This window comes from Rhodoflexus sp., assembly GCF_053489755.1.
The window spans coordinates 81,927-93,783 of sequence record NZ_JBRCHD010000065.1; the positions used below are offsets into that span (position 1 = coordinate 81,927).

Annotated in this window: 10 protein-coding genes; 6 read left to right on the forward strand and 4 right to left on the reverse strand. The window is 47.6% G+C overall.

The features are described from left to right. Window positions 1–6 precede the first annotated feature (6 nt). Window positions 7–1,437, reverse strand: coding sequence for an anthranilate synthase component I family protein (locus ACWIP2_RS14730; protein ID WP_448520701.1), 1,431 nt, complete (start codon window positions 1,435–1,437; stop codon window positions 7–9). Between the two features lie 75 nt (window positions 1,438–1,512). Here ACWIP2_RS14730 and ACWIP2_RS14735 point away from each other — a divergent pair, with 75 nt between their 5' ends. Continuing rightward, window positions 1,513–2,142 (forward strand): phosphoribosylanthranilate isomerase, encoded by a 630-nt coding sequence (locus ACWIP2_RS14735; RefSeq protein WP_448520702.1) that lies wholly within the window; start codon window positions 1,513–1,515, stop codon window positions 2,140–2,142. A 76-nt stretch (window positions 2,143–2,218) separates the two neighbouring features. Here ACWIP2_RS14735 and ACWIP2_RS14740 read toward each other — a convergent pair whose 3' ends face one another. Continuing rightward, window positions 2,219–2,746: a YceI family protein gene (locus ACWIP2_RS14740; protein ID WP_448520703.1), complete on the reverse strand. Its 528-nt coding sequence runs from the start codon at window positions 2,744–2,746 to the stop codon at window positions 2,219–2,221. A gap of 166 nt (window positions 2,747–2,912) precedes the next feature. Here ACWIP2_RS14740 and ACWIP2_RS14745 point away from each other — a divergent pair, with 166 nt between their 5' ends. Then, window positions 2,913–3,890, forward strand: a complete 978-nt coding sequence (locus ACWIP2_RS14745) for an isopenicillin N synthase family dioxygenase (RefSeq protein ID WP_448520704.1) — start codon at window positions 2,913–2,915, stop codon at window positions 3,888–3,890. 145 nt (window positions 3,891–4,035) lie between these two features. Here the strand turns inward: ACWIP2_RS14745 and bshC are convergent, their stop codons facing one another. After that, complete coding sequence (bshC, locus tag ACWIP2_RS14750) at window positions 4,036–5,607, reverse strand: bacillithiol biosynthesis cysteine-adding enzyme BshC (protein WP_448520705.1); 1,572 nt, start codon at window positions 5,605–5,607, stop codon at window positions 4,036–4,038. A 100-nt stretch (window positions 5,608–5,707) separates the two neighbouring features. Between bshC and ACWIP2_RS14755 the strand changes: the two genes are divergently transcribed. The 3 genes from ACWIP2_RS14755 (at window position 5,708) to ACWIP2_RS14765 (ending at window position 7,598) form a co-directional block, all read left to right on the forward strand. Next, entirely contained in the window at window positions 5,708–6,373 is a 666-nt protein-coding gene (locus ACWIP2_RS14755; protein WP_448520706.1) for a hypothetical protein, read from the forward strand. Window positions 6,374–6,376: 3 nt separating this feature from the next. Next, a complete protein-coding gene (gene holA / locus ACWIP2_RS14760) occupies window positions 6,377–7,399 on the forward strand; it encodes a DNA polymerase III subunit delta (protein ID WP_448520707.1) in 1,023 nt (340 codons plus the stop codon). A gap of 103 nt (window positions 7,400–7,502) precedes the next feature. Beyond that, complete coding sequence (locus ACWIP2_RS14765; protein ID WP_448520708.1) at window positions 7,503–7,598, forward strand: hypothetical protein; 96 nt, start codon at window positions 7,503–7,505, stop codon at window positions 7,596–7,598. Here the strand turns inward: ACWIP2_RS14765 and cysQ are convergent. Further along, window positions 7,564–8,388 (reverse strand): 3'(2'),5'-bisphosphate nucleotidase CysQ, encoded by an 825-nt coding sequence (gene cysQ, locus ACWIP2_RS14770; protein ID WP_448520709.1) that lies wholly within the window; start codon window positions 8,386–8,388, stop codon window positions 7,564–7,566. The genes ACWIP2_RS14765 and cysQ overlap by 35 nt on opposite strands. A gap of 122 nt (window positions 8,389–8,510) precedes the next feature. Between cysQ and ACWIP2_RS14775 the strand changes: the two genes are divergently transcribed. Next, a complete protein-coding gene (locus ACWIP2_RS14775) occupies window positions 8,511–11,747 on the forward strand; it encodes a S41 family peptidase (RefSeq protein WP_448520710.1) in 3,237 nt (1,078 codons plus the stop codon). Window positions 11,748–11,857: the final 110 nt, after the last annotated feature.

The window sequence follows — 11,857 nt, forward strand, 5'->3', positions numbered from 1 at the left end:
GTTAACCTAATTTTCAAAACCCGTTGCTAATTGCAGCGCAGTGCGCAGGGCCCGTAGTTTGTTGTTTACCTCTTCTAGTTCGCTGTTGTTGTCCGATTTGAACACCACGCCTGCGCCTGCCTGATAGTGCAGCGTATTGCCGATGCTTAGAAACGAACGAATCATAATTGCCTGATTGAAGTCGCCGTTGAAGCCCATAAAGCCGATGCAGCCGCCGTAGTAGCTACGGCTAATGGTTTCGTATTGATTGATGAGTTGCATGGCGCGGTACTTGGGCGCACCTGAAAGCGTTCCCGCAGGGAAGGTATCTGCCACAATCTGAATGGCTTTTTCTGGATCGGTGAGTTTGCCCTCTACTTTAGAAACCAAGTGAATAACGTGTGAGAAATACTGCACTTCCTTAAAAGTGGCTACGTTTACCTCCTCGCAATGTTTGCTTAGATCGTTGCGCGCCAAATCTACTAGCATGATATGCTCGGCATTTTCTTTGGGGTCTTCCATGAGTCGTTGTGCGGCAGCTGCATCCTGCAAGTCGTTGCCGGTACGGCGAAACGTCCCCGCAATCGGATAAATCACTGCCTTGCCACCTTTGATGACCAACTGCGCCTCAGGCGAAGAGCCGAAAATCTTGAAATTACCGTAGTCAAAGTAAAACAGATAGGGCGAAGGATTGATCGCGCGCAGTGCGCGATAGACGTTGAACTCATCGCCTCGGAAATTTTGCGCAAAACGCCGCGACAGTACAATCTGGAACACATCGCCTGCTTGGCAGTGTTCTTTGCCTTTGGCAATGATTTGCAGGAACTCTTCGTCGGTGAAGTTGGAGCGCTCGCTGCCCACAGGCTCAAACTGGTAGGCTGCAAAGTTTTTATTGCAGATAATACCTTCAATTTGTGCAATACCATCTTCGGCGAGCTGCTCATCGCCATATTGATGCTCAAAAATATACAACTCTTCGTTGAAGTGGTTGATGGCGATGATATAGCGGAAAACTTGGTAATAAATGTCGGGAATGCGCTCTTCAAAGCCTTCTTTTGACTTGGCGGGCAGCGTAATATCTTCAAAATACTTTACTGCGTCGTATGCCATATAGCCAAAAATACCGTTGCTGATGAACTTTTCAGACAGCAGAGAGGCAGGTTGAAAAGACTTAGCAAAGCGGTTCAGTGCATCTACTACCGAATTTTCTGCATTAACGGTATGATTTTCCGCGCTGCCATCGGGCATCTGGATGTGCATTTGACCATCTGCCACCTGAAATGCTGCCACAGGTTCGCAGCAGATGTAGGTAAAAGCATTTTCATTGCCGTGATAATCAGAGCTTTCCAGCAGTAGCGTATTAATGAACTTGTCGCGCAAGCGAAAGTAGATGCTTACGGGAGTAACTGTGTCTGCAAGCAGTTTTTTGTAGCGGGTTTTAACAGTAAAGTTTTTCATCGTAAATAGCGGTGTATCTTTGGCTATGTGTCCGCAAGTTAGTGGCCGGTGCGGAGCAATAAAAATAGAAAAGTTATGCAATGGAAAATATGCGGTCTGAAAGACCCTGCTAACATAGCGGCAATTCTTGACAAAGTACAACCCGATTATGCAGGCTTGATATTCTATCGCGGATCATCGCGGTTTATGGGCGAACTGCCGCCTGAAGACTTGCCTGTATTTCCTTCGGGTACAAAAAAAGTAGGAGTTTTTGTCAATCAGTCGGCAGCCGAAATCAGCCGCGCCGCCGCAGACTACGGGCTGCAATTGCTACAACTGCACGGCAACGAAGCTCCCGATTTCTGCTATGAGATGCGATTGCAAACAGGGTTGCCCGTAATTAAGGCCTTTGCTGTTGGTCAAACTTTTGATTTTGTCCGGTTGGCAACTTACGAGCAGGCAGTAGATTTCTTTCTGTTCGATACGCAAGGTAAGAATCATGGCGGCAACGGCGTTACTTTCAACTGGGAATTGCTGCAAAACTATGCTTCGCCAAAGCCTTTTTTCCTCAGCGGCGGAATCGGAATCGAGCAGGCTACAGCGATCAATGAGTTGCAACTGCCTATGTTGTATGCTATAGACGTAAACAGTCGTTTTGAAATTGCTCCGGGGCTGAAAGATGTAGAACTGCTGTTGCGGTTTAAGCAAGAGCTGAGCCTATCCTAAAAATGTAGCCTTTTTTTACGCAAAAAAGCCGTCCCAAAACTGAGGCGGCTTTTCCAATCTATCCTACTTCAACTACTTACTGACGTGCTAACTGCACGTTGGCAATTAATTTTACTTCTTCCCCTACCAGTACGCCACCTGTCTCTAAGGCTGCATTCCAGTTCAGACCAAAATCTTTGCGGTTTACTTTGCCTGTTAGCTCGAATCCGGCTTTAATGTTACCCCAAGGATCTTTGTTAATACCCAAAAACTCAGCATTCAAAGTAACCTCTTTGCTTATGCCATGCATAGAAAGCGTTCCGGTCAGCTCGAAGTTGTTGCCTCCTGTTTTTTTCATAGCAGAAGAAGTAAAAACTATTTCGGGAAACCGCTCTGCATCGAAAAAGTCCGCTGAACGCAGGTGATTATCGCGATCTGCCTGACCTGTGGTGATGGAAGCAGTAGCAGCAGTAAAAGAAATTTGCGCATTGGTGAAGTCTTCGTCGCCTTGAGTAATAACATTACCCGAGAAAGTACCAAAAGAGCCTGTTACCGTTGAGATCATCAGGTGTTTTACCTTGAACTGGATTTCGCTGTGTGAAGTGTCAATTACCCATTGTGCCATATTTGCGAAAAGATTTAGATGTTGTAACATATATTTCTCGTGCAAATATATTCACAATATTTGTACATACAACAATTGTTTAAGCTATATTTTAGCCCGCGATTAACTGATAGTTACTACTTTTGCCTGCTGTTTTTTTACAAACCTTAAAATTACCCGATAAACAATGAGCGAGATTTTGTACGATGAAGTTCCTTCCTTAGATCTGGCAGACTTTACCAGCGGCGATCCTGAGCGCAAGGCTCGTTTTGTGAAGAATTTGGGCGATGCATGGACAAATATTGGCTTTGTAGCTGTCAAAAATCATGGGCTAAGCGATGAAATTACTGAAAAGTTATACGAATCGGTGAAGAAGTTTTTTCTCATGCCGGACGAGGTGAAGAAGAAGTACGAAATCCCTGAAATTGCGGGTCAGCGCGGATACATTGGCAAGGGCAAAGAGCAGGCAAAAGGACATACCGTTCCCGATTTGAAAGAGTTTTATCACATAGGTCAGGAAGTAACTGATCCTAACGATCCTGTAAAGGCGGAATATCCCGACAATGTTTTTCCGGATGCGGAAGTACCTGAATTCAGAACATTGTCTTTGGCGGCTTATCGCACGCTGGAACAAGCGGGCGTGCAACTGCTGCGTGCTGCTGCGCTCTATTTGGGTCTTGACGAAAATTACTTTGATGATAAAGTCAAGTTTGGCAACAGCATCCTTCGCGCTATCCACTACTTCCCGATCGAAAACCCCGATGCGCTGCCCCCTGATGCAGTCCGTGCTGCTGCTCATGGGGATATTAACCTGATTACGCTGCTGATGGGTGCAAGTGCAGAAGGTTTACAGGTATTGCGCCGCGATGGTCGGTGGATTCCGATTACAGCGCTGCCCGAGCAGATAGTGGTCAATGTTGGCGATATGTTAGAGCGCCATACTAACAACCGCCTCAAATCAACCATTCACCGCGTAGTGAACCCTCCACGCGAGAAAATGGGTACTTCGCGCTTCTCTATTCCGTTTTTCATGCATCCGCGTTCTGAGATGAGTTTGGCTTGTTTGCCAAACTGCATTGACGAGGCAAACCCTAAGGCATATCCTGATATAACTGCAGGTGAGTTCCTCAACGAGCGCCTGCGCGAAATCGGTTTGAAGAAGTAGTGTCTGTGTAAGTCCCACAAATTTTGAGCGCGCTGATAAGTGCAGATTACGCCGATTTTCACGGATTTTTATAGATTAGAAACCGCGTTTTTCTTCGTTATCTGCCCAATCTGCGTGCTTTCTCTGGTTTAGAAATTAATTCTTTCTACAGACTAATAACCACAAAGCGACTGTCAAACGGATCGAATGTAGCTTTGAGTTTATCCAGCAAGTTCAGGTCATTGAGCAGAAAAGTCAGAAAGTTTTCCGAGCGCTCTTGCAGTCCGCCGGCGGGAAATAGCTCCTCGCGCAGCCATGTCCACTGGCGAATAGCGGCCTCGTGCTTGCGTTCCTGTGCCTTGCGAATCCTGCCTGCGATGTGCAAAAGTTTTTTTTGCGTCAGCACCTTCTGCGCTTCTGCCATTTTTTGCAAGGTTGCATCTGTGTGCGTAGCTTTTTCAATGATCAGATCGAACTGTTCGGCAATTGCTTCGATTTCCTGGCGAATGTGGGTGTAGTGGTTTTGTTCGCGCAGGATAATTTTTTGTCTGTTTTCTGTCTCCGGTGCAAACAGATCAGCAATTGTAAATCCGACTTTTTCAAGCCTATTCTGATGGATGTTGTTGAGCAGCAGGGCGAAGTTGCGCGGCAGCAGTAGGGGCATCGGCACCTGAAAAGTTTCAAACATACCTTTCAGTTGAAGCCAGTAGGCAAGCTCGCCCGGTCCGCCTGTATAGCTAAGGTTAGGTAAAATCATCTCCTGATAAAGCGGGCGCATGATAACATTGGGGCTAAACTTTTCAGGGTGCTGTTCGGCTAATTGCAGCAGTTCTGCTGTTGTAAAACGCAAGTTGGTATTGAGTACTCGAAACAGGGACTGGTTGCCTTGTGGCTCAATCGCGATCCGTTCGCGCAATTGCTCATCGAGATAGAATAGGTTGATCTCGCGCGGTGTAACCTGTGCCTTGTATCCTAAAGCAGTGAGTGCTGCTGTAGTTTGCTTGACTGCCCGAAAAGATGCCTGCTCGCTGATTTCTTTGTGCAGTGCAGGTATAAATAGTCGCTTGAGCGCGCTGTCGTCGCCGTCTATGACTACAAGCCCGTCGTCGCCATAGAAATAATGTACAATTTTTCGCGTAGCATCTGCAAGTGTCGCGCTGTTAGCATATGCATCGGTAAAAATATGATGCATTTCGGGGGCTTGTCGTGCAACTTCCACCAGCCCACTCGGATTGAACCTGCCTACTGCACCTTTTTCGGTAGTATGCCATGTATATTTTTTGCCGAAAAGCCTGAAATGGCTGATTTCATCTGCATCGTGATCTTCGCTTGCCATCCAATATACAGGCACAAAATCATACTGAGGGTAATAGGCTTTTAGTTGCTTGGCTGCATTGATAACGGTGATTATCTTGTAGTGGAAGTAGAGCGGACCGGTAAAGATATTGAGTTGGTGTCCTGTTGTTACAGTAAAAGTAGTTGGTTCTGTCAGTAAATCTAAGGTAGCAGGTGCAGAGCATTTACCTTGTGTATACTGACGCGCTACTGATTCGTGTAATATTTTGCGGTGCGATGTATCAAAATGTGCCTGCTTGAGGGCTACCTGCTCGCCAAACGCCGATTTTGAATGCCATTTGCCAATAAAAGGTGTTAAGGCAGCATCCTGAGCAACATATTGTAAAAATAGTTTTGAAAACTGATGTGTGGCTTCAGGTGCAAAGAATGTGGCATTTTTCATACAGGAAGATTATAAATTCGATGTAATATTTGCGTCGTTTACGTTAAATGAAATAACTTTGATGACTTCTACTTGTAAAGTTACGCCTATAAATATCTGAATGAAGCTACTTGTTGGAATTTTGTTGCTGTTTTGCTTGAACGGTGTTGGCTATGCGAGGACAAATCTGCCTAAGTTTCGGATAACAAGCATCAAAGAGGTGAGTGGATGTAAGGAGGGAGTCGGTATTTTATTTGAACAGGGTTATATCAATGCAATTGACAGAAACAGACAAATACAAGTTGCTTTGTACATCGAGAAAACCAATGGAGCATTTGAAATCATTCGCAAGAGTTATCCGCCGGGAACAATCAACGTAAAGCTTAATCTGTTCGGATGCGATTACACCGGCAACCACTACGCATATGCCAAGTACGCAGACGACAGAGATTTTTACTTCCCTACACTCGAGGACATTTACATCAAACACAAAGAAGTACTTGAAACGCAAACTCCCGAATTTGTCATTACCACTACCAAAACCAATCCTAATTGCAACCATGTGCCTTACTACGAGACAGGCTTTGTTTGGTCTCCTGCGGGAGGAAGAGTAAATATCAAGTTGCTGTTGGAAACTACCTCAGGCGAGTGGCGTACCATCAACCTGTACCACTACGGCACGGGCAAGGTAAAGATCCATCACGGCAGTTGCGACCTGACGGGTAAAGTGGAGATTATTGCAAGTTTCGGATATGTGGTAAATTTGTCGGCGTTACCTAAAAGATAATCCATGTCTGACGCTGAAGGCGTACTAAAAGATCTCAAAGCGGGAAAGATAGCCCCTATCTACTTTTTGCAGGGCGAAGAGCCTTATTATATAGATCTGCTATCCGATTTTGTTGAAAATGAGCTGCTCAATCCGGGTGAGAAAGGTTTCAACCTAACAGTTATTTATGGCAGAGACTCCAACATGCAGGGTATTCTTAATGCTGCCCGCCGATTTCCGGTCATGGCACAGCGGCAGGTGGTGCTGGTTAAAGAGGCCCAAGACATGAGCGATTGGAACAGCGACAAAGCCAAAGAAATGCTGCTGCGCTATGTAGAAAAGCCGGTGCCCTCTACTCTGCTGATGTTTTGCTACAAATACAAAAAATTAGATGCCCGCACACAACTCGCCAAAGCGTTAGCAAAAAATGCGGTTGTAGTAGAAACTAAAAAACTCTATGAAAACCAGTTGGCAGGCTGGGTAAAGAAGTATTTTGCTGCCAAAGGCTTTCAGTCCACAGACAAAGCCCATGCAATGCTTGCCGAGTTCATTGGCAACGACCTCTCGCGTATGGCCAACGAGATAGACAAACTGCTTATCAACTTTACAGATAAAAACACCATAATTACCGATGAGGAGGTTGCCCGTTACGTAGGGATCAGCAAAGAGTACAATTCATTTGAACTGCAAAATGCTATTGCCCGCCGCGACATCCTGAAAGCCAATCGCATTGTCAGCTACTTTGCCGCCAATCCGAAAAATAACCCTGCTATTCCCGTGATTGCGCTGCTATTCAATTATTTCACAAAGATTTTGCTGGTCAATGAAAGTCAGGACAAGAGCAAGCCGGCAATTGCTTCGCTGCTGGGCGTAAATCCCTATTTTGCAGAGGATTACATAGCTGCAGCACGCATTTACACCCGCGACAAAGCCGTACATGCCATTCACATGATCTACCGAGCCGATTGCCGCGCCAAAGGCATCGAAAGCACGATGGAGGACGGCGATATCTTACGCGAACTGGTTTTTGGCTTATTGCATCTGTAAGTTTTACCCCATCCCGCAGCAGTAGGAAATAAACGCCCACGCGACTACCTACGGTACAGGTGGCGAAAAAGGCGCAGGGCTGGGGCTACAACTTTCCTACGAAATGGCGCAGAAGAACGGCGAATCTATCAGCGTTTCCCGTGCTTTGGGCAAAGGGACAACCTTTATTGTGCGCCTGCCGCTCGCAAAGCAGGCATAATCAGTTCTTGGTTGGAAAAGCCAAGACAGATGAAGGGCGGATTGAGGAGCGATTCCTTGTTGTAGGCAAATCGCTGACCTTGCAAGTCAAGCACGTGCCCTCCTGCTTGCTCTATCACCGCCTGACCTGCGGCAGAGTCCCACTCGCTGTTGCCGCGTGTGCGAAAGAAAATGTCTGCCGCTCCTTCGGCAAGGGCGCAGTATTTCAGAGCGCTGCCCATCGGCTCGGCGTGTTGGATGCCTAACTGCTGTAAAAACATGCGGTCGCGTTCCGGCATTTTACCTTTGCTGCAAACCGCCCGCCACGGAGCCTGTGGCGGAGCTTTAGGCAATATCAAACGGCTAACCGTACCATTGGGCAGCGTTTTAAAGGCATGTTTGCCATCGGCAAAGAACAACTCCTGCATAGCAGGCAGGTAAACTGCACTCATTAGCGGGTAATTCCTGTGAATCAACGCGATGCAGACTGCAAAATGCCCAGTTTGCCCGATGAACTCCTGCGTGCCGTCCAATGGATCTACCATCCAAAAGGTGTCCCAGTTTTTTCTTGTCTGGTAGGAAAAATTGTCACCTTCTTCCGATACAATCGGGAAGTCGGGAGTCATTTGGCGAAGCTGTTCAGAGATAAAGCGGTGCGCCTCGTGGTCGGCATCGGTAACAGGCGAATGATCAGATTTGCAGAAAATACCCAGCGTACTGCTTCGGTAATGCTGCATGATAATCTGCCCTGCCTGAACGGCTGTTTTGACTAATGCGCCAATATCTACAAGAGGCAAAATTGCATCTGGCATGAAGTTGTAAAAAGTGATGAAAGCGAAAGATAACGATAAAAAGACTAAATTTCGCCCGTCAACCTATGCGACCTGCTTTTTTGTATTGATTCAGTTAGTTCCCCTCACTCACCTGTCTTATTATGAAATCTCGCTTTTACCGCATGGGAAACCTGCTATTGCTGGTTTTTGGGTTGTATGCCTTTGCCACACATGCACAACAAGAAGAGGCGCTATGGATGCGCTATCCCGCTATTTCACCCGATGGACAAACGATTGTATTCAGTTACAAAGGCGATTTGTTCAAAGTTCCCGCAGCGGGCGGTGTTGCCGTACCGCTCACCATTCACGATGCACACAATACGATGCCGGTATGGAGTCGCGACGGCAAGCAAATTGCTTTTGCCAGCGACCGCCACGGCAATTTTGACATATTTGTAATGCCTGCCGAAGGCGGACAGGCAAAACGCCTGACTTTCCACTCTGCCAACGATTATCCATATGATTTTACAACTGATAATCAGAGTGTTGTATTTGGTACGCAGCGCAATGACCCCAGCAATAGCGTGCGTTTTCCTAACCGCACCTTGTTTTTGAAATTGTACAGCGTGCCTGTTAAAGGTGGTCGCAGCGTGATGATGAACGCCGCAGGAACCGAGCAGGTACACTTCAATTCAAAAGGCAACCAAATCGTATTTCAAGACCGCAAAGGCTACGAAGATGCCTGGCGCAAGCGTCATACTTCGTCTGTAACCCGCGACATCTGGCTGTACGACATGACAGCGAAGCAATACCGCAAAATTTCAGGCTTTGAAGGCGAAGACCGCGAGCCGAAATTCAGCGCCGACGACCAGTCTATCTACTACTTGAGTGAGAAAAACGGTGTGCAAAATATTTTCAAAGTTGGCGTAAACGGCGCAGGCGAGCAGCAACTCACGCAGTTCAAAGACCACCCTGTGCGCCACCTGACCCGCACTGCCAATGACTTGCTTTGCTTCACATGGAACGGTGAAATTTACACCCTCAAAGCAGGCGAACAACCTAAGAAAGTAACTGTATTGATGGGCGGCGACTTCCGCTCTAACACCGAAAAAACGGTTGCTATCAACAGCGGCGTTTCGGAAATGACTCCTTCGCCCAATGGCAAAGAAATCGCCTTTATTTTCCGTGGCGAAGTTTTCGTAACAGCTACGGAAAGCGGCACTACCAAGCGCATTACCAACACTCCTTATCAGGAGCGCAGCCTCTCATGGTCGCCTGACGGACGCAGCCTCTACTATGCAGCCGAGCGCGGCGAAAGCTGGGACATCATGCGCAGCACCATCGCCCGCAAAGAAGAATCTTACTTCTACGCTTCTACACTCGTAAACGAAGAAGCAGTTATCGCAACCGACAAGGAAGAGTTCCAGCCCGAACTTTCACCCGACGGCAAAGAAATTGCCTATCTGGAAGAGCGCAACATCCTCAAAGTGTATAATCTGGTAACCAAACAGTCCCGCGTCATTATTCCTGCCGGGCAGAATTTCAGCTACTCCGACGGCGACCAGAGTTTTAAATGGTCTCCCGACGGCAAGTGGATTGCCGCCCGCAGCAATAAAGGGCGCTTTAACACCAACGAAATTCTGGTTTTCAAAGCCGATGGTTCAGACACTAAAGGCATTGACATCACTCAAAGCGGCTTTGGCGAAAGCATAGGCGGCTGGGCAATGGACGGCAAAGCGCTCCTTTTCTCCACCGATCGCAACGGACGCAAGTCGCTTGCCTATCAGGGCGCACGCGAAAACGACGTGTACGCCGTATTCTTTGACAAAGCTGCTGCCGACCGCTTCCGGCTTTCCAAAGAAGATTTTGACCTGCTCAAAGAGCGCGAAGACAAGGAGAAAAAAGAGAAGAAAGACAGCGCCGACGTATCCAAAAAGGCATGGACAATGAACTTTGACCGCTTAGACGAGCGCAAAATTCGCCTAACGACCTTTCCGCTGACCATGACATCCTATGCGCTTTCGCCCGATGGTGAAAAACTTTACCTAATGGCACGCATGGATAAGAATTATGACGTCTGGACGATAGAAACTCGCACCAAAGAGTTGAAATTATTGGCAAAACTCAATGCTGATGGCGGCAGATTTGAGATGAGCAAAGACGGCAAGACACTTTTTGCGCTTGTCAATGGACGGATCAGCAAAATTGCTACTGCCGATGGCAAAGTAACCCCTGTCAATATCCAAGGTGAAATGACGCTGAATACTGCCGGCGAACGCGCTTATATCTTTGAGCACGCATGGAGACAGGTGAAGAAGAAATTCTACGACCCGCAATTGCACGGTCTGGACTGGGTGATGTACCGCAAAGCCTACGAGCGATTCCTGCCACACATCAGCAACAACTACGACTTTCAAGAGTTGCTGAGCGAAATGCTGGGCGAACTGAATGCTTCACATACAGGAGGTCGCTATTCTCCACGTTTTGAAAACCCTGATGCAACGGCTTCGCTGGGCTTGTTCTACGACGAAATGGCAGGCGGCAACGGCTTGAAAATCACTGACGTAATCGCAGGCGGACCTTTGGACAACACCAACAGCATGGTACGCGCCGGACACGTGATTGAAAAAATCAACGGCACAGCCATCACCGCCGATATGGACTGGGCGCAACTGCTCAACCGCAAAACAGGCGAACGCACGCTCCTTTCGTTATTCAACCCTGCCAGCGGACAGCGCTGGGAAGAAGTCGTAAAACCGATTTCTTTGGGCGATGAAAACAGTTTGCTTTACCGGCGTTGGGTGAATACCATGCGCGAAATGACTGAAAAGCTCAGCGGTGGAAAGGTTGGCTACGTACACGTGCAAGGCATGAACGACGGCAGCTTCCGCACCGTTTACGAGGAAGTTCTGGGCAAAAATATCAACAAAGAGGCGCTGATTGTGGACACTCGCTTCAATGGCGGGGGCTGGCTGCACGATGATTTGGTTACTTTCCTCGGCGGCAAGCAATATCTTACTTTTGCTCCTTATGGCTTCAAGTCCCAAGGCGGCGAACCGCTCAACAAGTGGACAAAACCAAGTTGCGTACTGATGAGCGAAGGCAACTACTCTGACGCATTCATCTTCCCGTATGCCTACAAGCAACTCGGCATTGGCAAGCTCATCGGCAAACCCGTACCGGGAACAGGCACTGCCGTATGGTGGGAAACGCAAATTGACCCGACGATGGTATTCGGTATCCCGATGATTGCCACGATGGGCAAAGAAGGTCGCCCGACGGAAAACCTGCAAATCAATCCCGATATTGACGTAGACAACGATTACAATTCAGTATTGAGTGGCAAAGACCTCCAGTTGGAGCGCGCCGTAGCCGAAATGCTGAAAGAAATCAAGTAAAACGTCGCTCGTAAGCAACTGAGTTGTTCGTGGGAACACGAACAACGGCAGTAGATACGAACAACGACAGTAGTAAAAAACCCGACGGGTCTCCAAGACCCGTCGGGTTT

Bases quoted from the DNA above. Each gene is read 5' to 3' on its own strand.
- bshC (WP_448520705.1), bottom strand. From the start codon at position 5,607: ATGAAAAATGCCACATTCTTTGCACCTGAAGCCACACATCAGTTTTCA.
- ACWIP2_RS14755 (WP_448520706.1), top strand. From the start codon at position 5,708: ATGAAGCTACTTGTTGGAATTTTGTTGCTGTTTTGCTTGAACGGTGTT.
- ACWIP2_RS14730 (WP_448520701.1), bottom strand. From the start codon at position 1,437: ATGAAAAACTTTACTGTTAAAACCCGCTACAAAAAACTGCTTGCAGAC.
- ACWIP2_RS14740 (WP_448520703.1), bottom strand. From the start codon at position 2,746: ATGGCACAATGGGTAATTGACACTTCACACAGCGAAATCCAGTTCAAG.
- ACWIP2_RS14775 (WP_448520710.1), top strand. From the start codon at position 8,511: ATGAAATCTCGCTTTTACCGCATGGGAAACCTGCTATTGCTGGTTTTT.
- ACWIP2_RS14765 (WP_448520708.1), top strand. From the start codon at position 7,503: ATGGCGCAGAAGAACGGCGAATCTATCAGCGTTTCCCGTGCTTTGGGC.
- holA (WP_448520707.1), top strand. From the start codon at position 6,377: ATGTCTGACGCTGAAGGCGTACTAAAAGATCTCAAAGCGGGAAAGATA.
- cysQ (WP_448520709.1), bottom strand. From the start codon at position 8,388: ATGCCAGATGCAATTTTGCCTCTTGTAGATATTGGCGCATTAGTCAAA.
- ACWIP2_RS14745 (WP_448520704.1), top strand. From the start codon at position 2,913: ATGAGCGAGATTTTGTACGATGAAGTTCCTTCCTTAGATCTGGCAGAC.
- ACWIP2_RS14735 (WP_448520702.1), top strand. From the start codon at position 1,513: ATGCAATGGAAAATATGCGGTCTGAAAGACCCTGCTAACATAGCGGCA.